At 66.4% G+C, this 26,083-nt stretch carries 22 protein-coding genes; 4 read left to right on the top strand and 18 right to left on the bottom strand.

Going from position 1 to position 26,083, the window contains the following annotated elements; translation table 11 throughout:
* Window positions 1-4: 4 nt before the first annotated feature.
* The 3 genes from QNO03_RS01545 to QNO03_RS01535 all read right to left on the bottom strand — a co-directional run bounded on the left by QNO03_RS01545 (window position 5) and on the right by QNO03_RS01535 (window position 3,616).
* Complete coding sequence (locus QNO03_RS01545; protein WP_289602039.1) at window positions 5-1,444, bottom strand: MDR family MFS transporter; 1,440 nt, start codon at window positions 1,442-1,444, stop codon at window positions 5-7.
* A gap of 253 nt (window positions 1,445-1,697) precedes the next feature.
* Window positions 1,698-2,024 (bottom strand): hypothetical protein, encoded by a 327-nt coding sequence (locus QNO03_RS01540; protein ID WP_229948049.1) that lies wholly within the window; start codon window positions 2,022-2,024, stop codon window positions 1,698-1,700.
* An 11-nt stretch (window positions 2,025-2,035) separates the two neighbouring features.
* A complete protein-coding gene (locus QNO03_RS01535) occupies window positions 2,036-3,616 on the bottom strand; it encodes a Na+/H+ antiporter (protein WP_229948046.1) in 1,581 nt (526 codons plus the stop codon).
* Between the two features lie 400 nt (window positions 3,617-4,016).
* Here QNO03_RS01535 and QNO03_RS01530 point away from each other — a divergent pair, with 400 nt between their 5' ends.
* Complete coding sequence (locus QNO03_RS01530) at window positions 4,017-5,189, top strand: cupin domain-containing protein (protein ID WP_229948043.1); 1,173 nt, start codon at window positions 4,017-4,019, stop codon at window positions 5,187-5,189.
* Window positions 5,190-5,245: 56 nt separating this feature from the next.
* Here QNO03_RS01530 and hrpB read toward each other — a convergent pair whose 3' ends face one another.
* Window positions 5,246-7,876: an ATP-dependent helicase HrpB gene (gene hrpB, locus QNO03_RS01525; protein WP_229948039.1), complete on the bottom strand. Its 2,631-nt coding sequence runs from the start codon at window positions 7,874-7,876 to the stop codon at window positions 5,246-5,248.
* Between the two features lie 83 nt (window positions 7,877-7,959).
* Here hrpB and QNO03_RS01520 point away from each other — a divergent pair, with 83 nt between their 5' ends.
* A complete protein-coding gene (locus QNO03_RS01520; RefSeq protein WP_289601512.1) occupies window positions 7,960-8,451 on the top strand; it encodes a CarD family transcriptional regulator in 492 nt (163 codons plus the stop codon).
* Between the two features lie 85 nt (window positions 8,452-8,536).
* Here the strand turns inward: QNO03_RS01520 and QNO03_RS01515 are convergent, their stop codons facing one another.
* Window positions 8,537-10,318 carry a glycerol-3-phosphate dehydrogenase/oxidase gene (locus QNO03_RS01515; protein ID WP_502874533.1) on the bottom strand — a complete coding sequence of 594 codons (1,782 nt, stop codon included), beginning with the start codon at window positions 10,316-10,318 and terminating at the stop codon, window positions 8,537-8,539.
* A 204-nt stretch (window positions 10,319-10,522) separates the two neighbouring features.
* Between QNO03_RS01515 and QNO03_RS01510 the strand changes: the two genes are divergently transcribed.
* On the top strand, window positions 10,523-11,431 hold the full coding sequence (locus tag QNO03_RS01510; RefSeq protein ID WP_229948093.1) for a sugar-binding transcriptional regulator: 909 nt from the start codon (window positions 10,523-10,525) through the stop codon (window positions 11,429-11,431).
* 48 nt (window positions 11,432-11,479) lie between these two features.
* Entirely contained in the window at window positions 11,480-12,037 is a 558-nt protein-coding gene (locus tag QNO03_RS01505; RefSeq protein WP_289601511.1) for a DUF4334 domain-containing protein, read from the top strand.
* A 71-nt stretch (window positions 12,038-12,108) separates the two neighbouring features.
* Here QNO03_RS01505 and QNO03_RS01500 read toward each other — a convergent pair whose 3' ends face one another.
* The 13 genes from QNO03_RS01500 to QNO03_RS01440 form a co-directional block, all read right to left on the bottom strand.
* Window positions 12,109-13,671, bottom strand: a complete 1,563-nt coding sequence (locus QNO03_RS01500) for an HNH endonuclease signature motif containing protein (RefSeq protein ID WP_289601509.1) — start codon at window positions 13,669-13,671, stop codon at window positions 12,109-12,111.
* A 237-nt stretch (window positions 13,672-13,908) separates the two neighbouring features.
* Window positions 13,909-14,295, bottom strand: a complete 387-nt coding sequence (locus QNO03_RS01495; RefSeq protein ID WP_289601508.1) for a hypothetical protein — start codon at window positions 14,293-14,295, stop codon at window positions 13,909-13,911.
* A 77-nt stretch (window positions 14,296-14,372) separates the two neighbouring features.
* Window positions 14,373-15,200: an SDR family NAD(P)-dependent oxidoreductase gene (locus QNO03_RS01490; RefSeq protein WP_289601507.1), complete on the bottom strand. Its 828-nt coding sequence runs from the start codon at window positions 15,198-15,200 to the stop codon at window positions 14,373-14,375.
* Between the two features lie 72 nt (window positions 15,201-15,272).
* Window positions 15,273-16,214 carry an RNA polymerase sigma factor SigJ gene (gene sigJ / locus QNO03_RS01485; protein ID WP_289601505.1) on the bottom strand — a complete coding sequence of 314 codons (942 nt, stop codon included), beginning with the start codon at window positions 16,212-16,214 and terminating at the stop codon, window positions 15,273-15,275.
* Window positions 16,154-17,308 carry an NAD(P)/FAD-dependent oxidoreductase gene (locus tag QNO03_RS01480; protein ID WP_289601504.1) on the bottom strand — a complete coding sequence of 385 codons (1,155 nt, stop codon included), beginning with the start codon at window positions 17,306-17,308 and terminating at the stop codon, window positions 16,154-16,156. The genes sigJ and QNO03_RS01480 overlap by 61 nt, the downstream gene beginning before the upstream one ends.
* An 85-nt stretch (window positions 17,309-17,393) precedes the next feature.
* Window positions 17,394-17,711 (bottom strand): transcriptional regulator, encoded by a 318-nt coding sequence (locus tag QNO03_RS01475; protein WP_289601503.1) that lies wholly within the window; start codon window positions 17,709-17,711, stop codon window positions 17,394-17,396.
* Window positions 17,704-18,180 carry a hypothetical protein gene (locus QNO03_RS01470; protein ID WP_289601501.1) on the bottom strand — a complete coding sequence of 159 codons (477 nt, stop codon included), beginning with the start codon at window positions 18,178-18,180 and terminating at the stop codon, window positions 17,704-17,706. Before QNO03_RS01470 ends, QNO03_RS01475 begins: the two co-directional genes overlap by 8 nt.
* Before the next feature lie 48 nt (window positions 18,181-18,228).
* Window positions 18,229-18,966, bottom strand: a complete 738-nt coding sequence (locus QNO03_RS01465; protein WP_289601500.1) for a M15 family metallopeptidase — start codon at window positions 18,964-18,966, stop codon at window positions 18,229-18,231.
* Between the two features lie 75 nt (window positions 18,967-19,041).
* Complete coding sequence (gene yjfF / locus QNO03_RS01460; protein ID WP_289601498.1) at window positions 19,042-20,055, bottom strand: galactofuranose ABC transporter, permease protein YjfF; 1,014 nt, start codon at window positions 20,053-20,055, stop codon at window positions 19,042-19,044.
* On the bottom strand, window positions 20,055-21,086 hold the full coding sequence (locus QNO03_RS01455; RefSeq protein ID WP_289601496.1) for an ABC transporter permease: 1,032 nt from the start codon (window positions 21,084-21,086) through the stop codon (window positions 20,055-20,057). The genes yjfF and QNO03_RS01455 overlap by 1 nt, the downstream gene beginning before the upstream one ends.
* Entirely contained in the window at window positions 21,083-22,606 is a 1,524-nt protein-coding gene (locus QNO03_RS01450; RefSeq protein ID WP_289601495.1) for a sugar ABC transporter ATP-binding protein, read from the bottom strand. Before QNO03_RS01450 ends, QNO03_RS01455 begins: the two co-directional genes overlap by 4 nt.
* A gap of 2 nt (window positions 22,607-22,608) precedes the next feature.
* Window positions 22,609-23,571, bottom strand: coding sequence for an ABC transporter substrate-binding protein (locus tag QNO03_RS01445; protein ID WP_289601493.1), 963 nt, complete (start codon window positions 23,569-23,571; stop codon window positions 22,609-22,611).
* A 202-nt stretch (window positions 23,572-23,773) separates the two neighbouring features.
* Window positions 23,774-25,945 carry an ABC transporter permease gene (locus QNO03_RS01440; protein ID WP_289601491.1) on the bottom strand — a complete coding sequence of 724 codons (2,172 nt, stop codon included), beginning with the start codon at window positions 25,943-25,945 and terminating at the stop codon, window positions 23,774-23,776.
* Window positions 25,946-26,083: the final 138 nt, after the last annotated feature.

The raw sequence follows: 26,083 nt of genomic DNA, 5'->3' as shown, positions 1-26,083 counted from the left end.
GGACCTAGTGGATGGCCACGCCTTCGGGCAGCTCGTTGGTGGGACGGCGGACGAAGAACGCCGCCGCGACAGCCACCAGTGAAACAACGGCTCCCCAGAAGAACGCCGTGTGGACGCCCGAAGCCGCAGCGGAGACCGCTGACGCGCCGTCGGCCAGGGCCGCCGTCGTACCCGTGGTCATCAGCGTGACGAAGACGGCGGTGCCCGCAGCGCCGGCAAGCTGCTGGAGCGTGTTGATGATCGCGCTGCCGTGGGAGTAGAGCGACTTATCCAGCGAGCCCAGGGCCGAGGTGAACAGCGGGGTGAAGATGAACCCCAGTCCGGCATTGAGCAGGCAGTGCAGCAGGATGACCAGGCCGACGGGGGTTTCATCGGTCAGCAGGGTCATCCCCCACAGGGCGCCACTGAGCACCAGTGCCCCGGGGATCACGAGCGGACGGGGGCCGAAACGGTCAAAGAGGTTGCCGACGATCGGCGAAAGGATGGCCATCACGGCACCGCCGGGAAGCAGCAGCAGTCCGGTGGAGAGCGTGTCCAGCCCCAGCACGTTCTGCAGGTACAGGGGCAGGACAATCAGGCAGCCGAAGAGCGCCATCATGGACACCAGGACCATAACGATGGCCACAACAAAGGGCTTGCTGGTGAACGTGCGCAGGTCCATCAGGGCACGGTCGGTGCGCTGGAGCACCAGCTGGCGCAGCACGAAACCGGCCATGGCCAGGACGCCGGCGGTCAGCGGGATCCACAGCGGCATCAGTTCCTTGCCCTGGGCTGCCTCACCGATGCTGCTCAGGCCGAAGATCAGGCCGCCGAAGGCGAAGGTGGACAGCACGATGGAGGGCACGTCGAACGGCACGCGCTTGGTCTCGGTGAGGTTCCGGATCTTCAGCCCGCCCAGGCCCAGGGACAGGAGGGCAATGGGCAGGACGAGCCAGAACATCCAGCGCCAGTCCAGCGCGTTGAGGATGATGCCGGAAACCGTGGGGCCGATGGCCGGCGCCACCGCGATGACGATGGAAATGGTGCCCATCATCTGGCCGCGGCGGTGGGCCGGAACGGCGTTCAGGACGGTGGTCATCAGCAGCGGCAGCATGATGGCGGTGCCGCTGGCCTGGATGATCCGGCCGCCCAGCAGGGTGCCGAACCCCGGGGCAAGCGCCGCGAGCAGGGTTCCGGCGCTGAACAGTGACATGGCGGTCACGAACAGGCCGCGCATGGAAAAGCGCTGGAGCAGGAAGCCCGTGGCCGGGATGACCACGGCCATGGTCAGCATGAAACCGGTGGTGAGCCACTGGGCGGTTCCGGCAGTAATGTTCAGATCCGCCATAAGCCTTGGCAGGGCGACGCTCATAATCGTTTCGTTCAGGATGACGACGAACGAGGAAACGAGCAGGATGCCGATGACTGTCTTGGTGCGGGGATCCAATGTGGCCGGAGCCGGCACCTTCTTGGAGCGCCGGGAGGTTCCGGCCGTAGGAACGGGTTGTGCGGAGGAGTCGATACTCAAGGAGTGGAAGTCCTATTCATGGTGCGCGGGCGCCGCAGCAGTTTCGGGCGGCGCGGGGACGGTCGGCACTTCAGCGGGCCCGGCCTGCAATCCTATGCGGTGGCCGACGGCGGCCGGGATCCACCTGTCCGTTTGTCCGGCGTGTTCGACCCGAAATTCGCCAAGCGCTGAACCGCGTACCGGCTGCAGGCTAGAACCCGGTGACCAGGAGTCCGAACCCCAGCACGAACAGCACCACCATCGCGCATCCACCGGCGATGGTGGCGGCAGCGGTGAGCACCAGCACCACCCAGGGCCGCTGGAACCGGTTGCGCAGCCAGTCAAAGAACAGCGGGGCGGACAGCAGCAGCATCACCGCTGAGCCCAGGATCAGGGCCAGCAGCACCGTCGCCTGGACCGTCTCCGGGAAAATCCACAACTGCAGGACGACGACGGAGACGGCCAGTACCGCGGCCGCGGCCGACTGCACCAGCCAGGCAACGGCAAGATGCGGCCAGGATTCCACACTGTTGCTCATGCAGAGGAAGTCTAGTGCCGTTCGGGGTGGTCCATGGTGACGGTGCGGAGATCCAGGCGGCGCAGCACCCGGTCCACGGCCTCCGGATCCATGCCGCGCTGCCGGCGGGCCTCGAGCACCTCCCGGCGGGCGGCGTCCATGGCTTCGCGCTGGACCACATCCATGATCTCCAAGGTCGCCTTCCGGTCCAACATCTTCTGCGAGTCGTCTTCTTCATCGCTCTGGAGCATGGAGTGCAGCGAGGCCATCCGCTTGGCCAGGGTGGCGCGGCGGTCCGGCGGCAGCTGCTGGATGGCGGCGGACCGCTTCATCGTTTCGACGGCGACCCGTTCGGCCCGGAGCGCGAGTTCGCGTTCCATCCGGTCCGTCTCTTTGTGGTCATCCGGCAGCTTCAGGGCGCGCATCAGCCACGGGAGCGTCAATCCCGGCAGCACCAGGGTCACTATGAGGACCGCGCAGGCGCAGGCTACGACGAAGTTGCGTCCGGGCAGGGCGTCACCGGCGAGCGTGGTGCCCGGCAGTGCGAGGGCAAGCGCCAGGGTCGCCAAACCGCGCATACCGCACCAGGAGAGGACCAGGACTTCTTTCAGGGAGCCCGGCACATGGTTCTTTTCCGTACCGCCCATCCGGTAGATCGCCATCATCCACAGGAACCTGACCACAAGCACGGACGCGCACACGGCAAGGATTCCGGGGATGTAGCTCAGCAGTTCGGTTCCCTCGGCCTTGATGATGTACCGCATTTCGATTCCCACCAGGCCGAATGCCGCACCGGTAGTCAGCAGCTCCACTACGTCCCAGAAGGCCGTGCGGGTGAGGCGTTCCTCGGAATCCTGCGGGCGGGCCCGTCGGCCGAGTTCCAGTGCGGTAACGACGACGGCGACCACTCCGGAGAAGTGCACCTCTTCGGCGAGCAGGTAAACGGCAAAGGGAGCGACGAGCGTGGCGGCCGACCGGGCCACCATATTCGGCACGAACCGGTTCAGGCTGCCCACGACCCATGCCATGGCCAGACCGAGCACCACGGCACCGGCGGAGGCGAGGAGGAAGTCGGGCACCACATCCCAGCCCACGTGCCCGCCGCTGGTGCTCGCGGCGACGGCGGCCTGGAAGATGACAATGGCAATGGCGTCGTTGAAGAGGCCCTCCGTCTGCAGCACGGTGATCAGCCGCCGCGGCATCCGGACCTTCCGGGCGACTGCCTCCACTGCCACCGGATCGGGTGGTGCGACCATGGCGCCCAGGGCAATCGCGGCCGGAAGCCCGAGCGCCGGCACCAGGGCCCAGGAAACGCCGGCCACCACAGCCACCGTGACTGCCACCAATGCCACCGCCAGCAGCACCAGGGAACGCCAGCGCAGGCGGAAAACAGACCAGGAGCTGCGCTGCGCGGCTGCGAAGAGCAGCGGCGGAAGGAACAGGGGAAGGATCAGGTCCGGGTTGATGTGCACTTCGGGAATGATCGGCAGGAAAGCGATGAGCGCCGAGGAAATCAGCATCAGTACGGGGTACGGGAGCCGGATGCGTTCGCCGATCCCGGCGGCCAGGACCGTTCCAAAAAGCAGTCCGATCAGGAGTATCAGGAAATCCACCGGGTCAGCCGTCTGCTCGGGGCTTGCTTCGGACTGACCGCGCCGCGTTTTCCATTGTGCCTGCCCCTGCTTCCGTGCGGATTCGTAAGTATTTCGTTAATTATTGCATTGAGTGCATCTAGCTGGGGGTAGCTCTGCACTGCGGGCGCGGCACGGCGCATCCTCCGGGGTGCGACGGGATTCATATGGAAAGGTCAGCGGGATCACGGAAAACCGGGAACCCGTAGGCCTCCTCCCGCACCCGAAAACCCGGTAAAATCGGACAGAGGTTTTCTGCGTCCAAGCCACTCCGGTGGCCAAGCGATAAAGGGCACGCCCTGCGGTGAATTGAGTTGAAGGTACCTGGTTCCGACCTTGCTGCATTGACCCCTCCGGCCACCCGGAAGGAGGTTCCGCGCTCATGACTTCCGTGTACGGATTGGTCAGGGAAACCCGTAACCCGGCAGCTGCGATGAAGGCATCGACGGACCCTGCCGCAACATATCCCGACCGGCAGCACGGTCAAGACAACCGGCAGAAGCCACCTTCCGCTACAGGTGCCGTGATCGCCTGGGATCCCGATGATCTGCCTGGAGCCCTTGATCGGCTCATTTCCGCCCACCCCGGCCATTTCTCCCACCCCGAAGCGCTGCCGGTGCGGCCTGTCCCCTTCCGGATGCATCTTCTGGACGCTGATGTTCCCAAGCCGATCCAGCTGCACCCCCGGCCGGACCAGGCCTTGGCGGGCTTTGTCCGTGAACAGACCCGCGGGGTCCCCTTGAACGCCGGGAACCGGAACTATAAGGACCGCTACGCGAAATTCGAGGTGGCGGTCGCACTCACACCCCTTCGCGTACTGTCCGGAGAGCGCAGCAGGGAAGAACTGAGGGTTATTGCCGACGGGGCGGACCTTCCATGGCTTCACGCCCTATTGACGTTCCGGCACGAGACGCCGGTGCATGCCCTGCTCCGCATGGAGTCTTCCGAGATTGCCCGTGCGCTTCGGGAAACCGAGGCTGCCATGGCCGGCGTGGCGGACGCCGTCGGTCCCGTCGCAGACGTTGCTGCCGTCTTCCGCCGGCTTGCGCCGCTTTTCCCGGGCGACCGCGGCATTCTCATAGCCATCTGCATGAACCTCATCAAGCTGGATCCCGGGCAGGCAATGGTTACCCCCGCCGGTTGCCTCCACTCTTATCTGTCCGGGCAGGCGATGGTGGTTATGGGCCTCTCGGACAATGCCCTGAAGGCAGGACTAACCAAGGATTATGTGGATATTGCGGAGCTGCAGCAGGTTCTGGGAGACGGCCAGACCGGCCCCGCACCCCTTCCAGTGGAACGCATGGACGAGTTCCAGGAGAACATTCCGCTCTGGAGTGAGGATCTGGGCCTGCGGCGTGCCGTGGTCGACGGCACAGCCGCAGCCATCCCCCTGGAGCGGTTCACCGTTGTCCTCACCGCGCTGGGCGACGCACGGGTGACGGTGGGCGATGTCAGCACCGATCTGGAACAGGGCGCCAGCATGCTCTACCTGGGCGACCCGACGACGGCGACCGTCGACGGGCACGCGCAAATCTTCATCGCTTCCCGGAGCTGAGGGCCCTGGAACGGCGCCTCGCTGCCGGCGCTGGTGCAGGGCAGCTACATCCGGACCTACATCCGGGCTTTCGTCCGGGCGGTGGCTTTCGCCGACCAGGGATCCTCGGGCCACGGGTGCCTGGGGTACCGGCCCCGCATTTCCGCCCGGACCTGGGCATAGGGTCCGGACCAGAAGGACGCCAGGTCGCCGGTGACGGCCAGGGGCCGACCCGCCGGGGACAGCAGATGGAAAAGCACCGGCACGCGGCCTTCCACCAGGCGTGGTGTTTCGGCCCAGCCGAAGCACTCCTGCAGCTTGACCGCCACCACCGGCCGGCCGCCGTCGTCCCCCGCCTCCGGGTAGTCGATGCGTATCCGTGAACCGCTGGGCACCTCCAGCCGCTCCGGCACAAGCTCACCCAGCCGCGAAGCGTCCGGCCAGGGCAGCAGCCGCCGCAGAGGTTCCAGGAGGTCGACGCTGCCGACGGACGCTCCGCGGGCCAGCGCATCCAGTTCCGGCCCCATCCAGTCCTGCATCCGGGCCAGCAGCGCAGCCTCACTGACATCCGGCCACGGCTCCCCCAGTTCCCGGTGGAGCAGGGCCAGCCGACGGCGCAGGGCGTCCGCCCCGGAGGAGAAGCCAATCAGGCCGAGCCCCCGTGCCGTCAGGGCACGGGCGACGGCGGCGCGTCCTTCCTCGGCGGACGGGCGGACCGGGGTGGAGCCCAGGAGAACCGCCCCGAGGCGGTGGTCCCGCCGGGCCGTGACCCGGCCGCCGGCGAAGTCGGCCTCCACCAGGTCCGTGACGAGGTGTTCGGCGGCGGCCTCCGCGGTAGCCAGTGTCAGCGGTGCGGCGGAACGGATCACGGCACCGGTCCCGGCGGCGTCGCGCCCTTCCGCCCGCGTGACGTCAGCGACGGCAAGCCACTCCTGACCGGTGAGGGAACTGCCCGCGGGCAGGCCGGCACGGGTTCCGGAGGTGAGCAGGTAACGCTCCTGGCCCGAACCGGGAACACGCCGCGCAACCCGGTCCGGGAACGCCAGGGCAATGACGTATCCGAGGGCTTCGCCGTTTGAAACTCCCGCCACGGCCGGCGCGGTTCCCTTCTCCCGGCGGGCCAGCTGCTCCAGCCGCCGCGCGTCTTCGGACCAGCGCCGCTCCCCCGGTTCGCGTCCGGCCCGCATTCCGGCGAGCAGGCGGGTGAGGTCGGCTCCGGGTGCACGGTTATCCCCCGAGAGCAGCGCGACCGCCTCAGCCGCCGTCCGGGCGCCCACCGCACCTGCGCCGTCGAGCAGCGCCCGCGCAAGCCGTGGATCCGCGGGGATACGGGCGAGGATCCTGCCCCGTTCGGTCGCCAGTCCCTGCGCGTCCACGGCGCCGAGTCCCTGCAGCACCGTGACGGCGTCGCGCATGGCGGCCGACGGCGGCGCGTCGGGAAGCGGCAGGCCTTCGCCGCCGGGCGAACCCCAGCAGGCCAGCACCAGCGCCGCGGCGGTGAGGTCGGCGACGGCGATTTCCGGCGTCTGGTGTGCGGGCGCTGCTCCGTAGGCCCGGTCGTCGTAGCAACGCACCACCGTGCCCGGACCGAGGCGGGCCGCGCGGCCGGCGCGCTGTTGTGCGGAGGCACGGGAACAGGACACAGTGACCAGCCCGGACATCGCGCGGGCGGCATCCCGGCGCGGCTCGCGGGCCAGTCCCGAGTCGACCACGAGCCGGACGCCCGGCACGGTCAGGGAGGACTCGGCCAGCGACGTCGACACAATGATCCGTGCGGGCTCACCATGACCCCGGCCGGAGACGGCCCGGTCCTGTTGGGCCGGAGGAATCTGTCCGTGCAGCTCCAGCACTTCGGTTCCGGACGGGACCCGGGACCGCAGCCGGTCCGCAACAACCAACACTTCCCGTGCCCCGGGCACAAACACCAGGGCGTCGATACTTGGATCGCCGGCCGCGGCCCGGGAATGGGCTGCCGCTGCGGTGTCCGCCACGTGGTCGAGGAACCCGCGGGTCACGCCGCGTTCGTCGAACCGGGGTACCGGAGCGGGTGCCCAGACGGTCTCCAGCGGGTGGAGCGCCGAAGGGCAGCCGATGACGGGGGCCGGTCCACCGCCGTCGGGCGCGCCGATCAGGGCAGCGAAGCGCGGTGCGTCCAGGGTCGCGGACATGGCGACCAGGGTCAGGTCTTCGCGCAGCTGCCGGACCTCGGTGAGCATGCCCAGCAATAGGTCGGTTTCCAGCCCGCGTTCGTGGACCTCGTCCAGGATGACTGCATCCACGTCCTCCAGGCCCGGATCGGCCAGCAGGCGGCGCAGCAGGATTCCCGGCGTCACGAACTCGACCAGTGTTTCCGGACCGGTGCGGCTTTCACCCCGGACCGTATAACCGATCCGCCCGCCGAGGGCACTGCCGTCCAAGGCTGCCAGCCGGCGGGCGGCGGAACGGACGGCTACGCGGCGGGGCTGGGTGACCACCACCCGGGGCTGCGTGCTGCTGCGTGCCAGCACATCGGCGACGAGCGGAGGGACCAGCGTGGTCTTGCCGGTTCCCGGGGGTGCCTGCACGACGGCGGTCCCGGCGCCGCCTGCGCCGGCCAGTACCGCGGCCAGCTCTTCAACCGATTCGGCGAACACCAGTCCGGCACCGATGACCGCCAGGTCGAAGGGATGGCGGAGGCCGGTTGCGGGCAGGGAGGCCGGAGAAGTCACTCTTCCATTCTGCCCCGGCGCGAACGCGGTAAAATAATAGAAGTCGCCGCACCCCTGCCCTTCCGCTTCCTTGGAGGTAGCAGTTGCCATTTTCCGAAGGCCAGATCCTGGTCCACCCCCATCACGGCCCCGCCGTTGTCAGCTCGTTCCAAACCCATCCGCGCCTGCAGAAAAACTGCATTGTCCTCGAGGTCCAGTCCTCCCACCTGATGGTGTGGGTGCCCATTGACCAGGTGGACCATGTCGGCCTGCGTCCCGTCCTGGACCGGACCGGGCTCGACGCACTGTTCGGCATCCTGCGCGCTCCGGCGGATAAAGAGGATGCCCAGTGGTCCCGCCGGTACAAGGACAACACCGAGAAGCTTGCCACCGGTGATCCGATGGTGATTGCCGCCGTCGTCCGCAACCTGATGCTCCGTGACGCCGACCGCGGTCTCTCGCAGGCCGAGCGGGAGATGCTCCGCCATGCCCGCAGGCCGCTGCTGACCGAAATATCCCTGTCTCTCGGGCTCACCGAGGTCGAAGCCGGCGCGAAGCTGGACGCCGTCTGGGCACCGACCACCGCGGTCGCCTAGCTCAGCCGTTCCCTCAGGGTCAGAACAGCAGAGGGCGGACACCTTATCGGTGTCCGCCCTCTGCTGCCGTTGTCTTACTCCGGTACTAGGAAGCCAGCGCCGGGATCTTCATGCCGTGCATGGTGACCAGTAGGTTGTGGGTGAACTCGACCTGGCGGCGCTTCTCGGCGTCGTCCCAGCCCAGCTGCGGAGCCAGCAGGTCCGCCAGCTCGGTCAGCATGGCCTCTGTCACCAGGCCGCGGAAGGCCAGCGAGGTGCGGCGGATCAGGATGTCGGCGAGCTGGGTGATCTGCTCGTTCTCCACCATGTAGGTGAGCTCACGGGTGCTGAGTTCACTGGTGGATGCCAGCAGCTGGTCCCCGCCCTGGGACAGGAAGTCCAGGACGTCGACGGCGCGGGTGCCGTAACGGGTCAGCAGGACGCGGACGCGGTCGCGGTCGGCCACGTCGGAGGCCATGCGGTTGACCCACAGGCGCTCTTCAGCCTCGGTGCGCGGGAAGTCCTTGCCGCCGCCGATCTGCAGTTCCGCCGTCGTCGTCTTGCGCGGCATGCCCAGGGCGGTCATCGCCTCGGTAGCCAGCGTCTCTGACAGGGCGCGGAAAGTGGTCCACTTGCCGCCGACCAGGGACAGGCTGGTGACGTTCCGGCCGCCGCGGTTGTCCGTGCGCTTTTCCACGCGGTAGTCGCGGGACACGAAGCCGGGCTGCGTGTCGTCGTGCTTGGGCAGCGGGCGGACACCCGAGAAGGTGTAGACAATGTGGTCGCGGCGCACGTCGACGGTCGGGAACACGTGGGCGATGAGTTCGAAGAAGTACTCGATCTCTTCGTCGGTGCAGACGGACGCTTCGTTGATGTCGGCGTCGATGTCCGTGGTGCCGACCAGGACGCGGTCGCCCATCGGGTAGATCAGGACGATGCGGCCGTCGGTGTGCTCGAAGAACATTTCACGGCCGGAGCAGGCTTCCAGCAGTTCCGGGTGGTCCAGGACGATGTGCGAGCCCTTGGTGCCGCCCATGAAGCTGGTGCGCTTGCCGAAGGAATCGTTGGTCTCGTCAACCCAGGCGCCGGTGGCGTTGATAACGACGTCGGCGTCGAAGACGAACTCTTCACCGGTGACCTCGTCGCGCAGCACGGTGCCGCCCTCGGTGGTGCCGACGGCGCTGACGTAGTTGCTGGCGCGGGACTGCGGGTTGGCTTCGAGGCCGTCCCGGAGCACGTCCAGGGTGAGGCGCTCGGGGTTGTGGACCGAGGCGTCAAAGTACGTGGCGGTGTACTTGACGTCCGGGCGCAGCTTCGGCAGTTCCTGTAGGGACTTCTTCTTGCCGACGAAGTTGTGCTTGGGGGCCACGCGGCCGCCGCGGGAGAAGAAGTCGTACATGAGCAGGCCGGCCTTGATCAGCACGGCGCCGCGCTCGGTGTGCTTGCCCTGCTTGTGCGTCAGGAAGCGCAGGGGCGCAGCGGTGATGCCCGAGAAGGTGGTGGTGATCGGGATGGTGGTCTGCAGCGGCTTGACGTAATGCGGAGCCAGGCGGAGCAGCGCGTTGCGCTCGACGACGGATTCGTGCACGAGGCGGAACTCGCCGTTTTCCAGGTAGCGGATGCCGCCGTGGATCATGTGGGAGGACGCACCCGAGGCGCCCTGGCAGTAATCCCCGCGCTCCACGAGGGCTACGTCCACGCCCTGCAGGGACAGGTCCCGGAAGGTGCCGACGCCGTTGATGCCGCCGCCGATGATCAGCACCGAGGCCTTGGGCCGGTCCTTCAACTGCTGTACCACCGGACGGGTCCGGGCGGCGCTGGTTTCCTTGCTGGGGTTCACGGAATTGTCCACGTATCTCTCCAAACGCTTCTGTGGCTGCGTTGCCATATCTACTCAATGGTCGAAGCCGGCCGGCCGCCGGACCGAACCAATGCACATACGTGCAGCCTGCGATAATGAATTCATGGAGTACGCAACGGTGTCGATGGACAGCGAATGAACATTGGTGTCAGTGGCAGGTCCGCGGAGGGCTTCGGAGCGGGGGCGGGCGAGAAGGAGAGCCGGGACCGTGACGCCCTCCGGGCCGCGCAGATGTACTACCTGCAAAGCCTGACCATGGAGGCGATTGCGCGGGAACTGCGGATCTCCCGTTCCACGGTCTCCCGCCTGTTGTCCTACGCGCGGAGTACGGGTCTGGTCCGGATCGAGATCCGCAATCCGTCGGACCGGGCTCCCGCGCTGGAACAGGAAATCGCCTCCCGCTTCGGCATCCAGGTGCATGTGGTTCCCATGGCCGAAACCGTCTCCCCCGCCCAGGCCCTGCAGCGCGTCGCGGTGCAGGCAGCGCACCTGATTGGGCCGCTCATCGACTCCGATGCGATCATCGGCGTCGCGTGGGGTTCCACGCTCACGGCCGTAAGCCAGCACCTTCCGGTCAAGAACACCCATGACAGCACCATTGTGCAGATGAACGGCGCGGGAAATTTCCGCACCTCCGGCATCACCTACGCCAGTGAAATCCTGCAGCGTTTTGGGCATGCCTACGGCGCCCGGGTGGTCCAGTTCCCCGTCCCGGCGTTCTTCGACCACGCCGAAACCAAGGAAGCAATGTGGCGGGAACGCCCGGTGAAACGGGTGCTGGATCTGCAGGCCCGGATGAACACCGCCATTTTCGGGGTCGGTTCCATGGAGGCGGGTGTGCCCAGCCACGTCTACAACGGTGCCTACCTCGACGAAGAGGACCTGAACGAGCTGGTGGCCGAGGGTGTGGTGGGCGACGTCGCCACCATGTTCTACCGTGCCGACGGCACCTGGGACGGGATCAAGCTCAACTACCGCAGCACAGGCCCGGATCTGTCCTCGCTGCGGGAGATCCCCCGCCGGATCTGTGTGGTGGCCGGCGAAACCAAAACCACCAGCCTGCTGGGGGCCCTGCGTGCAGGACTGGTGACGGACCTGATCCTGGACGAGAATTCTGCCAGGCGGCTCGTGTCCTCCTAGCTCGCGTCGTCGCAGGACTGCACGCACACCCGAATGAGGGAGGCAACCTTGGATCCCACTGCTGACCCCACTTCTGCGCAGCTTCGGCTGCAGGAGCTGCAGCTCGGAACCGACGCGGACTCTGCCCTGGCGTTCTTTGATTCCCTGCCGCCGGTGCAGGTGCCGGAACTGTATGGGTCCTGGCGGGGCACCGAAGTGCCCACCGGGCACCGGCTGGACGGGCTCCTGGAACCGTTGGGCTGGTATGGGAAACGGTTCGACGGCGCCGAGGAGGTCTTTCCGCTGGTCTTCTCCGGAGCCGGAGGTGGTGTGTTCAACGTGAATCCGGCGCTGGTTCCCCTTACTGCCGTCCTGCGCTTTGGCCCGTTGCTGCGGAAGCCTGGGCTGCTGGCGGCTGTTCATCCTGCCTTGCGGCTGGCGCGGACCCGCCGGCCCGGCGCCCGGCTGCGGATGACCGAGTACCGCGGAGTGTTGAGCGCAGCCATGATCTACGACGCCCTGCCGGTCCTGGATGTGTTCCGCCGGGTCGACGACGGGACTGTGGTGGGCGCGATGGACATGCGCGCTCCCGGAGCTCCATTCTTTTTCGCCCTGCGGCGGGACTAACTGGGCTGCACGTCTTTACGGCAAGTCCCGCCACAGTTGTTCGCCCGGATGCCGGTTTTGTCGGCGTGGGATCAGAACGGCGGCGCGGTTTCCTCACGCGATCCGGTGCCTTGGGGGTCGTTCTGTCGGGAATCCTCTTGCTCCCAAGAAATGCCCCAGCCGGATGCCGCGTCCGACGCCGGGTGCCGACGTCCCGGTTTCGGACGTGCCAGGTCCAGGTCCAGGAAAGGTCCAGTGCGGTAGATCCTTCCGGTCGGCGAGGTCCACTCCATGACACCTGGTGTGGGTTGGCAGGCTTTCCAGTACCCGAGGGTCTTGAAGCGGTGATGCCGGCGGCAGAGGTGTTCCAGGTTTCCGTGGTCCGTGGGACCGCCTTTCGCCCAGTCGATGGTGTGGTCAATGTCCGAGTTCGCGGTGTTGACCCTGCACCCGGGGAACCGGCAGGTTCCGTCACGGGCCCGAAGCCAGCGCCGGAGCCCGGCAGGTACTTTTCGCCGCCGCCCCACCCCGAGGATTTCCCCGGTGTGCGGATCTTGGGCGAGTCCGGTCCACCCGGCGGCGTTGCGGGCCAGTCTCCGGGCCGCTTCGGCGCTGATCGGTCCGTACCCGTGAAGTTCGGCGGGCTGGTCATCGGCCCCAAAGAGAGTCTCGGCGTTGATCAGGACCATGATTTCCGCACGCGGAATGATTCCCTCGTCCGGTCCTGCATCATTGCCGCCGTCACCGCACTCTTCTGCCGCTGCAGCTGCCCGGTTCGCTCCGCCCGTATTTCTGACCCGGGTGGAGCCGAGGCCGCCCATCAGCAGCTGCGCCAGAATGTCGGCCCTCAGCTGATCACTTGTCCGTGAATCCCCTCCGGCCTGCTCACCCCGCGCCGCAGTGCTGAGAGCGGTGTAAATCTGCTGCGCTTCCGCGGCCCGCAAATGCGCCGACAGGCACGACATACCGTCCTCCTCCCTGTCCAGGGTGACCATGCGCTGCTCGAAGGCGGTCAGGTGCCTTTTGCTGACAGTCTCCGGGAATTTCTTTTCGCGCAGCCGCCGCGCCTTGGCCGAGAACTGTGCCCGCGTTTGACCTTCCGCAGCCTTCAGCAGGTCCGCTTCGAACCCGGGGAGTTTCGAGGAGGGAACGTTCTGGCACTGATCCAGGACCACCTGGGCATGCTGGTAGGAGTACCGTCCGTCTTCCAGGCCGGAAAGCGTGGCGGTATGGGTGCCGCACAACTGGCCAGCCTCACTCAGCAGCCGCTCACCTGTCATCTGCGGAACATTCAAAATGGCGGCGCATTCCGAAGCAGCGAGGCTAAAAGCTATCCCGGGTTTATCCCGCTCCGACGTGTCGAAGAAGTCATCCCGGAACAGTTCCTCCATCCTGTTGATCAGACGGACCTGCAGCGCCTGCCCCCAGGAAATCAGGTGCGCCACCCGGGACAGGGCTTCCGCAACCGTGGAATCGTCGAAGGACTCGAGGTTCTGCAGTGCCAGAGTCCCGGTGAAACCGTTCGGGTACCCGTTTGCTGGATTCCCGGCTTCGGAGGCGCCGGCATCAGCGGCCACGGATGGTCCGCCGTCCAGCTCCGCCCGGTCAACCGACAACGTACAGGCCGCACGCGGCGCATCCGATTCACCCGTCATGCCTTCTGGCTGGTGGTCTTCACTGCCTGGTTCTTCAGTTATCCGTTCCGTGCTCCCGACCTGATCCATAGCCCAAGGATTTCATCCGGCACTGACATTTCAGGCCTCCAAACAGGCTTAAACGGAGCCTCCGAGGAAACTGAAAATACCCGTCTTTCTGGGCCAACTACCTGCCCTCATCGCGCTGCCCGGCTACACCGCACGCACCCCGTTACCCTGCGCCTATTGGCGGGGCACCTACTGGCAGACCTGCGTTCCCGGCTCCACCGCTATGGTTTCAATGACCTTGCCTGTGGCGGTGTCGATCACTACTACCGAATCGGCGGGCCAGCTTTCGTCGGGGACGGGCTGGTAGCCGACGTCGGACACATCGGTGGCCTTGCCGGCGTCGTTCAGGCTGCGGTTGAATGCATCGATGGTTTTCCCGGTATTCGTATCCACGGTCACCGTCTCCTCCGGCAGGTCGGCGTTATCACCGGACACCGCAGTGAAATTCCACCAGCCCTCGTAGCCACCGACGCAACCGGCCTGTTCCTGCCCGCCGTCCCCGCTTTGCCCGTTGCCGCCGCAACCGGACAGCAGACCGCCCAGTACCAGCAGACCCACAACCGCCGTCTTCTTCATGTCCCAGCCTCTCCCCCAGTGATTCGGGAGCAGCCTAGCAGCCGCAGTCGCCAGCTCAGCCCACTAAACGGCCGCGGTCATTCAGCCAGCATCGCCACCGAACGGTTCCACAACCCAAGGGCCAGCGCGGCATCCCCGGCCTGCTTGTTGGGCTTGGCCACCTTGCTCCGAACAAAGTACTTGCCGGTCGGATAGTCCGTTCCGGGGGTTCCCTCCGCCAGGAACACCAGCGTCCGGGCGCCCTTTTCCGGCGTCGGGAGAAGCCTGCGCAGCAGCGGTGACTGGTAGACCGCCCGCATTGCCGAGCCTTCCGCACTGGAGAAGCTCGACCCGATCACTCCCGGGTGGAAGGCGGTGGAGGTTGCACCGTGCGAACGGTACCGGCGGTCAAACTCCTCCGTAAACAGGATCTGCTCCAGCTTGGCGTTCCCATACGCCTTGCTGGGGTTGTACCCGTCCGCATTCTCCAGGTCCTCCAGATCCACGTTGCCGAACAAGCGGTTGGCCATGCTGGAAGTGTTGATCACTGTGCCCTTGGACTCAAGGAGCCGGTCTGTGAGTAGCTGGGTGAGCAGGAACGGCGCCAGGTAGTTCACCTGGAAAGTCATTTCGTGTCCGTCCTCCGTGACCTGGCGGACGTTGCCGAAAACCGCGCCGGCGTTATTGGCCAGCACGTCGATGTGCGGGTAGCGCTGGAGCAGTTCCGAGGCCAGGGTACGTACACTGCCCAGCTCCGCAAAGTCGGCCAGGAAGTACTCGCCGCCCGTGTCCCTGGCGACGGCGGCGGTCTTCTCCGGGGACCGCCCCACCAGCACCACGTGATGCCCGTCTTGGGTGAGCCGTCTTGCAGCGGCCGCACCGATTCCGTCACTGGCACCGGTGATCACGATGGTTTTGGGAGACACGAAATCCTGCTTTCCTCAGAGTGCGGCCGGTGGCGGCAACACCGTTCCACCTTAGCTGCGCGAGCCGCGGATTTACCCCTGTAGCCGGACCAGCTTGTCCGGATTGCGTACCGCGTACACCGCCTGTACCCGGCCATCGGCCAGTTCCAGTTGGAAGACGGTGGTCACCGCGCCGTCCTCCCGGAACGCGACGGCGGGCAGCCCGTTGAGCTCGACGAATTCGGCGACGGCTCCGGCTCCGTACTTGTCCGCCAACCCGATCATCAGGCGCGCCACCTTCTCCGGACCGTAGACCGGCCGCAGCGCGGCACTGACCTTGCCGCCGCCGTCGGACACGAGGACCACGTCCGGAGCCAGCACATCCAGCAGCGACTGCACCTGCCCGGTCATGGTGGCGGCCAGGAAACGTTCGACGGCGGCGCGGTGCTCCCCGGTATCCGGCACACTCCTGGGCGTTCCGGACCGAAGGCGGGTCCGTGCCCGGTGAACCGTCTGCCGCACGGCGGGCTCGCCCATCTCGAGGGACGCGGCAATTTCCGGATAACCAAAGTCGAAGACCTCGTGCAGGATAAACGCGGCGCGCTCGGGACCACTCAGGGTCTGCAGCAGCACCAGCATGGCCGTCGACACCTCGCTGGCCGTCAGGGCCGCTGCCTCAGGATCCGCTGCCAGCCGGGCCGGACCGGTAGGCAGCGGCTCGGGCAGCCACTCGCCCGGATAGTCTTCCCGCCGCCGGGATACAGCGCGGAGCGAATTCAGTGCCTGGCGGGAGGCCGTGCGGGCCAGGTAGGCCCGTGGGTTTTCCACCGGAACATCCACCGCCCGCCAGCGCAGATAGGTTTCCTGCACCACGTCCTCGGCATCGGCCACGGTGCCGAGGACATCGTAGGCAATGGTGAAGACCATGCCGCGGTGCCTCAGGAATTCGGTGTCGCGGCCTGGCCGCACACCGGTCAGCTGCGGGTCATCGGTGCGGGAGCCGCCGTCGTCGCCGCCTGCGGACCTGTTGGCCATGTGTACGCTCCGCTCCGTTTCGCTTCACCGCGGATCCAGCGCAGTGTCATCCGGCAGATGATTTCCTTCTGGACGGCCGCCGTCCTGCCGTGCAGGTGGAAGCGGGTAGGAGAATCGTCGGCAGTCAGGAACTGGACCGCCCCGTCACTGCGGCCCAGACTAATGCACAACCCGCGGAATCCGCTGTCGTGCCGAACCCCCGCCTCCCCGTCCAGTGACCGGAGGATGTTCCCTGCCGCATCGGCCCCCATCGGCAGGGCAGCCGCACAGCACATCCGCAGGTAGTCGTAGAACGGGTCGTCAATCACCCCGGCATCGCCGGCTCCGTAAATACGGTCCTGGCCAAGCACCCGCAGCGTCGAATCAAGGCACAGCCGCCCGCCGTCGTTCACCGGAAGCCCGCTCGCCGCAGCCAACCCTGGCACGGCGAACCCGGCGCACCAGAGGACGACGTCGGCGCCCAGGCTGGTCCGCACGTCCCCGTCCGCACGGACCGGCGTTCCACTATGCAGTTCCATTCCGGCCCGGCGCAGGCTCTTCTCCACGGACCGGCGGGTCTGTGTGCCCAGCCGCGGTGCGATGGGCTCCGCGCTGTGCAGGCTGACGCGGAGCCGGCCATGGGTCCGGGCTGTCTCGGCGGCCGTCTCCACGGCGGTCAACCCGCCGCCGACCACTGCTACGCGGGCCCCGGCAGGCAGCGCTGCGAGTTGGCCCCGTGCCGCCGTCGCTCCTTGGAGTTGTTCCATGCGCACGGCGCCGTCCGGTGCCGCCGCGGCGGCAGAGCCCACGGCGTACACCAGGTAGTCGTAGGCCAGCGTTCGGCCGTCGGCCAGCTGCACGGTCCGTTCCGCCGGCAGGATCCGTACTGCCCGGCCGGTCATCCGGTGAACGGCCGGATGCAGGAGGGAATCGAAATCGACTGTGGGATCCGGACGGGTTCCGGCCGCGTATTCGTGCAGCCGGATGCGCTCCACGAACCTTTGGTCCGGGGTGGCCAGGACGACGTCGAGCCCCGGCCTGCCGCTGCCGGCGAGCCGGTTGGCCGCCATAACTCCTGCGTATCCCCCGCCCAGAATGACTGCTGTGGTGCCCATGGGTGCACTCCCTGATGTCCGTCACTTCCGGCTTCCGCGCCGGCTGCACATAGGACACCGCCCGGGGCGGGTTTGTGACCGGCTCTCACTCAGGGCGGCGTGCCGTCAGGCCCGCAATCTCCTGCAGGGCCAGCACATGGGCGTCGAAGCTCGAGCGGCCGGCCGGGGTGAGGGCCACCCACGTGATCCGGCGGGCGTCCCGCCGGGCCGGCGACGTCGTCTTGGCAAGGCGCACGTAGCCGGCGTCGCCCAGCACCTTCAGCTGCTTCGAGAGGGTGGCGTCGGAAATACCGAGGGTGTCCCGGAGGACCGCAAAGTCCATCTGCTCCACCGGACGCAGCAGCCCGCAGATGCGCAGGCGCGTCGGCGGATGCACCACTTCGTCGAACTTGGGCTTAGGCATGCGGCAGACCCGCCGCGCGCAGGTGGCGGACTGCGGCCCGGTAGGCAACGCCGGCGAGCCAGGTCACCAGCACGAAAGCCGTAAGGCTGGTGAGCATTACTGCCCAGGCGAGATCCAGCGACACCAGGGCCAGACTCACGGAAAACAGAACCAGGCAGAGCAGCACCCCCATGCTGATAGCTCCGATGGCCGGGGCACCCAAGCTGCCGAATTTCACTCCCGTGTCACGCTGGATCAGGTGCAGGAGGACGAACAGCAGTGCTACAATCATCCAGGTCCAGGTCGGCGTTTCGTAATTGGCACCCGGATTGCTGTCCGCGGCGGACGCCACCCAGCAGGCCGCCAGCGCACCAACCCCCGCCAGCAGTGTCCGGGGTGTAGCAGCGGAAGACACAAGTGTCCCGCGGTCAGCCGAGAGCATCCGGAGGCGGTCGGCAGTCTCAGTTGATTCCGTGAAGTTACTTTCCATGCTGGAAAGAGTATTGGCCGCCTCTGCCGGTGTCAACGGAACGGAAACCTACGGCACGGGCTCCACTGCATTCTTCCCGGGCGCGGAGGACGGTGGAGCGCTTGGGGGCTCATACAGTCCGGCGTACTCCTCGAGTGTGATCCCGGCGCCGTGGATCTTGCCGGCAGCGTCCGGACCTACGTACCGCAGGTGCCAGGGCTCATAGGCGTAGCCGGTAATGTGCTCGGCGCCGGCCGGATATCGGATGATGAAGCCGTACCGCTGGGCATTGGCAGCCGCCCACGCGCCTGGAGCGGTCCCTTCAAAACAGGCCTTCAGCGAGCATTCCCCGCCGGAAGCGCCGATATCCACGGCCAGTCCGGTCTGGTGCTCACTCTGCCCGGGCAGGGCCGAGATCGACTCCGCCACTTCCGTGCCGTACCGCCCGGTATAGGCATCGTGCAGCCGGGCCTGGGATTCGGCAGTACGGAAGCCGCTGACGGCGGTGATGGCGACGCCGGAGGCTTCCGCGTCGCGGGCCATCTGGGCAAATGCTTCAGCGGCTTCCTGGCGAAGGGAAATCCCGCCGGTTTCGATCAGCACTGCGGGCACATAGCCGGGATCGCCGAGCGGGCGCTGTTTGTTCACCACTACGGACACACTGCCCGGGGAATCGAAGTCCTGGGCGGTACTGGTGGTCCCGGCATACACGGAGACGGGCTGGTCAAGATGAAAGAGGTACGCCAGCAGACCGAGGCACACGCAGCCGAGGATGGCGATGTGCGTGGTGATGTGCTGACGCGGCATGGTGGTTCCCTCCCCGGACTACCTTCCCATAGGCCGGTTCAGTCCGGGAGGACCGACGCGGATCTTTCCCAGCGCCTACGCCAGCTTGGTTTTCCGCGAGAAGATTTTCTGCAGCAGGATGAACAGCAGCAGCAGGACGCCAATGACAATCCGCGTCCACCAGGAACTCAGGGTGCCCTGGTAGGAGATGAACGTCTGCACAATGCCCAGCACAAGCACCCCGGCAAGGGACCCGATGACGTATCCGTAGCCGCCGGTCAGGAGTGTTCCCCCGACCACCACTGCAGCGATCGCGTCCAGCTCCATCCCCGTGGCGGCAAGGCTGTAGCCGGACAGGCTGTAGAAGGAAAAGAGGATGCCCGCGGTTGCCGAACAGAACCCACTGACCGTGTAGACGAGTACCTTGGTCCGGGGCACCGCCAGCCCCATCAGCCGTGCCGAGGCCTCTCCCCCGCCGATCGCGTACACGGTCCTGCCGAAGCGCGTCTGGTGCAGCACGTAAAACGCACCGGCCACGAATAGCAGGGCAATGAGCACTCCGGGCGAGATGAACATATTTCCCGGCAGCCGGATGCGGGCCTGCGCCATGGAGGTGAAAAACGGATCGGTAACCGTGATCGCGTCGAGGCTGATCACGTAGCAGAGACCGCGGGCCAGAAACAGGCCGGCAAGGGTGACAATAAAGGGCTGGATTTCGAAGACCTGGATCACCAGGCCCATCAACAGCCCGAAGACGGCGCCGGTCAGCAGCACTAGACCGATCACGGCAAACGGGTTCCAGCCCGCCTGCAGCAGGGCCGCGGCGATCATCATGGACAGTGCGACGACGGACCCCACGGACAGGTCGATGCCGCCGGTCAGGATCACGAACGTCATCCCCACGGCGAGCACGATCAGGAAGGTGTTGTCGATCAGCAGGTTCAGGAACACCTGCCCGGAGAAGAAGCCCGGATAAATCACGGATCCCGCGGCAAACATCACGAAGAACAGCACGATCGTTGCAACGGTCGGTGCGTATTTGGCCTTCCCCTGCAGGAGGCCGCTGCGCTTCCGCGTGGCAGGGGTGGACGGGCTGGTCAGGACTGACATCAGGCGGCCGCCTTGGTTGCAGGACGTGCGGGGACGGGTTGCCTGCGTTGCCGCAGCAGCGTCCGGGCCTTCGGCGATTGAAGCAGGCACACCAGGATGACCACGAGTGCCTTGAAGACCAGGGTCACCTCGGGCGGAATGCCGAGCGTGTAGACGGTGGTGGTGAGTGTCTGGATGATCAGCGCGCCGATCAGGGTTCCCACGAGGCTGTAGCGCCCGCCGGCCAGCGAGGTGCCCCCGATGACGACGGCGAGGATGGCGTCCATCTCGATGAAGAGTCCGGCGTTGTTCGCATCCGCTGCGGTGACGTTCGAGCTGATCATCAACCCGGCGACGGCGGCGCAGAAGCCGCTGAACACGTAGACAATCCAGAGGATCCGGCGGGCGCTGACGCCGGCCAGCCGGCTTGCCACGGGGTTGATACCTACGGACTCGATGAGTGTTCCCAGTGCGGTCCGCCGGGTCAGCAGCGCGGCGCCGGCGAAGGCCAGGGCGGCAATCAGGATCGAGATGGGCAGCGTGAGGAAGTATCCTGCGCCGATGGCGTGGAAGGACTCGTTGGACACCGAAATGATCTGGCCGTCCGTCACGAGCTGGGCCAGGCCGCGGCCCGCAGTCATCAACACCAGCGTGGCAATGATCGGCTGGATGCCGATCACGGAGACCAGGAACCCGTTCCAGGCCCCCAGCGCCAGCCCCGCTCCCACGGCAATGGCCACGGCCGTTGCCGCCGTCGCAAAGGAACCAGGGTTGTCGGAGTTGTAGATGTAGGTGCAGGACACAGCGCCGGCAATGGCCGCCACCGCACCCACAGAGAGGTCGATGCCCCGGGAAGCGATCACGAGCGTCATGCCGAGGGCGATCAGGAGCGTGGGGGCGCCGTTGCGCAGGATGTCGATCAGGCTGCCGTAGAGGTGTCCGTCCTGAAGCCGGACCACCAGGAAGTCGCTGCGGAAACCCTGATTGAGCAGAAGCAGCAGGACCAGTGCGAGGACCGGCCACATCAGCCGGTGCCTCAGAACGCCGGTCATTCGCCCGTCCCGGCAATGATCGTCATAACATCCTCCATGCTGACTCCCTGGTTGGGCAGATCCGCCACCATCTCGCGGTCCTTCAGGACAGCAAGGTGATCGCTGAGGCGAAGCACTTCCTCGAGTTCCGCGGAAATGAAGACGATTGACATGCCGTCGTCGGCCAGGCTGCTGATATACGTCTGGATCTGAGTCTTGGCGCCGATGTCGATGCCGCGGGTGGGTTCGTCCAGGATGAGCAGTGCCGGGTTGGTGATCAGCCAACGGGCAAGGAGCACCTTCTGCTGGTTGCCGCCGCTGAGGTTCCGGACCAGCGCCTCTTTGTTTGCGGGCCGGATGTCCAGCGTCTGGATGAATTCTTCGGCCAGCTGGTCCTGGAGGTGGCGGGGCACCCGTCTCAGCCATCCTTTCCGCGCCTGCATCGCGAGGACCATGTTGTCCTTCACGGAGAGGTCACCCACCAGCCCTTCCTCCTTCCGGTTTTCCGAGGAGAAGCCGATGCCCTGCTCGATGGCGGTGCGGGGGTTCCGCAGGGACCGCGCCGCACCCCGGATCCGCAGTTCCCCCTGGTCTGCGCGGTCGGCACCAAACAGCAGACGCGCCGTTTCGGTCCGTCCGGATCCCAGCAGGCCTGCGAGGCCGAGGATCTGTCCCGGACCGATCGAGACCGTGATGTTCTCCACTGATCCCTTCCGTCCCAGGTGCTCGGCCTCCAGCAGGGGCGCACTGCCCGAAGGGTCTGCCGCGTGCCGGGTGTCCCCGCGGTCCAGCTCCTCGAGGACTTCCAGGTCCTTGCCGATCATTTTCTGGATCAGGCCCATGCGGGGAAGTTCCGCGGTGCGGTATTCCCCCACGAGTTTCCCGTTACGGAGCACCGTCATGCGGTCGGAGATGGCGTAGACCTGCTCCAGGAAGTGGGAGACGAACAGCACCGCCACCCCGCGGTCCCGGAGCGACCGGATCACTCCGAAGAGCTGCTGCACCTCGTCGGCGTCCAGGCTGGAGGTGGGCTCATCGAGGACGAGGACCTTAGCGTCCACCTGGACGGAGCGGGCAATGGCCACCAGTTGCTGGACCGCTATCGAGTGCGTGGACAGCACGGACCCGGGATCCAGGTGTCCCAGCTGCAGCTGCGCCAACACAGCGCGGGCCTTGCGCCGGACCTGCTTCCACTGGATATGGCCGAACCTGCGGGGTTCCCGTCCCAGCAGGATGTTCTCCTCCACCGTAAGGTTCGGGCACAGGTTGACCTCCTGGTAGACCGTGCTGATCCCCGCTTCCTGGGCTGCTGCCGGGGACGCGAACACGGTGGGACGGCCCATCACGGTGACGGAACCGCCGTCGGTCCGGTAGACACCGGTAAGCGCTTTGACCAGGGTGGATTTTCCGGCCCCGTTTTCCCCCATGAGGGCGTGGACTTCCCCGGGGAACAGCCGGAAGTCCACGCCGTCGAGGGCTTTGACACCAGGGAAAGCAACGGTGATGCCGTGCATCTCCACCACCGGCGAGCTCTGGTCCATGGTCAGTACTTGCGGGTGGGCAGGGCTTCCTTCGCCTGCTCGGGGGTGAAGGACGTTTCTTCGGTCACCACGCGGGCCGGGACCTCTTCGCCGTTCACCACCTTCTCGGCGATGTCCATCAATTGTTCGCCGAGGAGCGGATTGCACTCGACAATGAAGTTGATTTTCCCGTCCGCCAGGGCGGTCATGCCGTCTTTGACCGCATCCACCGTGATGATCTTGATGTCCTCGCCGGGCACCATGCCCGCCGCCTCGATCGCTTCGATGGCGCCCAGGCCCATATCGTCGTTATGGGCGTAGACCACGTCAATGTCCGGAGTGTTTTTCAGGAAGGCCTCCATCACCTGCTTGCCGCCGCTGCGGGTGAAGTCCCCCGTCTGCGACTGCACGATCTGCAGGTCCGGGTCCGCGGCGATGGCAGCCTCGAAGCCTTCCTTCCGGTCAAGCGCCGGAGCGGCGCCGGTGGTCCCCTGCAGTTCCACGATGTTCACCGGGCCGTCGGTGGCCGCACTGTCCTCCACGAGCCATTCACCGGCCTTCTTGCCTTCCTCCACGAAGTCCGAGCCCAGGAACGCGGTGTAGAGGGAGGTGTCTTCGGAATCGATGGCACGGTCCGTAAGGATCACGGGGATGCCGGCGTCTTTGGCCTCCTTCAGCACGGTGTCCCAGCCGGATTCAACCACCGGAGAGAAGGCGATGACGTCCACCTGCTGCTGGATGTAGGAGCGGATCGCCTTGATCTGGTTCTCCTGCTTTTGCTGGGCATCGGTGAATTTCAGGTCGACGCCGGCGGCTTTCGCCGCGTCCTGCACATCCTTGGTGTTGGCTGTCCGCCAGCCGCTCTCCGCGCCTACCTGGGCAAAACCCATAGTGATGCCGTCCTCCGCGCCTCCACCGGCGTCGGACCCCGATCCGCCGCCGCCGCAGGCAGAGAGGGCGAGGGCTGAAACGGCCAGGCCTGTCATTAGGGATTTCCGAAACACTGCTGCCTCCTGGAATTCGGACCGCAGCCAGGACAACGCACCCTCATCGCTGCGCGGGCACCGTGCCCTGGCTGCATAGTGACCGTTCACATTCCGTCGGTCAAGCGAGTTTCCGCGGATTTCTTGTTCCACCCGTGGGCCGCTGCAGTGCAGCGGCCCACGGGCGGATGTGCTTCGGTACCGGTCAGGCTCCGGCGGAAACCAATGCCGGCTCCGGCCGTGCAGCGGCACCTGTCCCGGTGTCCACCGGATGCGCCTCGGTGCGCGGCGGCTTGAAGTGGTCAATAACGGTGACCACCGCCAGCGAGGCTGCACCCCAGATGCCAAGGGTCAGCAGGTGGGACCAGAGGGTGTCCGAACCGAAGTAGAGAATCGAGCGGATCGATTCGACCGCCGCCGGCATGGGCAGCACTCCGTGCAGGAAGCGGAAGATTTCCGGCTCCATGTAGATGGACATTGCCGCGCCGGAGGCCGGCACGCCAAGGAACATCAGGATGCCGATCACCGGAAGGATGGCGAGCATCCCCATGAACCGTTCGAACACGGCAGTGAACATGGCCATGCAGAAGATCGCAACAGCACCGGCTCCCCACAGCGGGAGGAAGTGCCCGTCGATGGCCCCGACGAAAACGTCGGCGATGACCCAGAGGAAGGCGGACATGCCGACGGCCCACGCGGCAACAATCGGGAGCAGCATACGCAGCGGACGGCTGGCCGGAGCCGCCGTCGAACCGACCACAATGATCATAAAGCCGGCCATGATCCAGCCCATGGCCAGGTACATCGTGGCCATGCCCATGGAGTCCGAGCCCTTCAGCGGGGCCACGTTGTCGGAGGCCATTTCCATTTGCTGGCCTGCGGACACCTGGCCGAACACCGAGGTGAGGACCTGCTGCTGGCTTATGCCCGCTGCCTGGTTGGTGATCAGTGTCGCGGTGGGGTTTTCGGCCGAAGGCAGCACGTAGGCGCCGACCACCGTCCGGTCCTGGACCTGGTTCCGGGCGTCGTCGGCGTTATCCATCGGACGCAGATCGAACAGCCCGGACATGTTTTCGTCCAGGCCGGACACGGCCTGTTCCGCCTGTTCGGCAGTGGCGCCGACGACGGCGACCGGCATGTCCCGCGGCGTGGGCTCGTACATGGCGCCCAGCATGAAGGACAGCATCATGGTCACCATGGCCAGCGGGAAGAAGGCCAGGGTGCCGTAGCGCCAGCGGCGGCGCTTCGGGCGGGGCCCGCCGTGCAGTGACGCGACGTTGATCGCCGGCGGACCGGCATTCGGCTTGCGGCGGCGTTTGACGGCGTCGAGGACGAGGGTGAGCAGCAGCGCCGCCACGGCCCCGATGACCAGCACCAGCAGGTGCGGACCTGCCCCGTTACCGTCGAAGTACAGGTACGAACGCAGCGACTCGCCCGTGGCGGCCGCGGGCAGGAAGCTGTGCAGGTACGGGTAGAGACCCGGCATTGTGTGCACGGACATACTCATGTTGGATGCCGGAACGCCCAGCACCATGAGGAACAGCATGCCGGCCAGAACGGCCATCGGGCCGAGGATCCGGGTGAGGAACAGCTGGACGCTGCCGACGGCGAACACGGTCAGCCAGGAGACGCCCAGCACGGCGGCGGAGTGTCCCTCGACGACGCCGAGCATCGGACCCGTCACGGCCCAGACCAGGCCGGCAATCAGTGCGGCCCAGCCGGCCAGCAGCGGAACGAAGCGGCGGAAGCGGAGCAGCTCGGGCGAGTTGGAGAGCACCAGGCTCAGGGGCATGTAACCGGCCAGCATCAGCGCGGTGGTCAGGAACATTGCACCCAGGCCGGCCATGTCGTGGTCGGGCAGCGGGGCAAGGTCCTCGGACTGCAGGGTCAGGCCCTGGCCAAGCACCTGCGGGGCAAGAAGCGCCGTCACGGTACTGGACTGCGACGCGCCGGCAGCACTGGCGGTGTAGAGGGTCGCGGCGGAGCCATCCACGGCCACTGCTCCCGAGACCTCGCGGTCCAGGACCAGCCGGCGTGCGTCCTCGGCGGTATCAACCACCCGCACCTCGACGGCGTCGGGGTCGGAGGACTCGAGGGACTCAGCGAAGCGTTCCGCCTGAGCAGCGGACCCGCTGACGGCGATGGGCAGGTCGTTGGGCGTGGGCGCATGCATTGCGGCGAGGTAGCCGCCCACCAGCATGGAAACCATCAGGAAAGGCATCAGGAACATGGCCACGTAGCGGCCGATCTTCTCTGCCTTTGCGCGCTTTGCCGCAGCTGCGTCAAGATCCGTGGTGCCCGTCTCCGGAGCCTCGGTTTCTCGTGTCGGATCCGTATCCGGCGGAGAGCCTGGGGATGTCGGGGAAGTACTGGTCAAGGACGTGCTCCTGTAGCTGAATTCACGGGTGGTGGTGCGAAGTGCGCGTCGACGCGGTTGCCGAGGCGGGTCTGTGGGACCAACTCGTCAAAATTACGCCATGTGGCGTAAATTAGGTAATCGAAACCGCAGGAATGC

It is taken from the genome of Arthrobacter sp. zg-Y877, from assembly GCF_030373105.1.
Classification (GTDB): domain Bacteria; phylum Actinomycetota; class Actinomycetes; order Actinomycetales; family Micrococcaceae; genus Arthrobacter_B.
The sequence above is the reverse complement of the archived record's forward strand: the minus strand, read 5'-3'. Positions and strand labels throughout refer to the sequence as shown.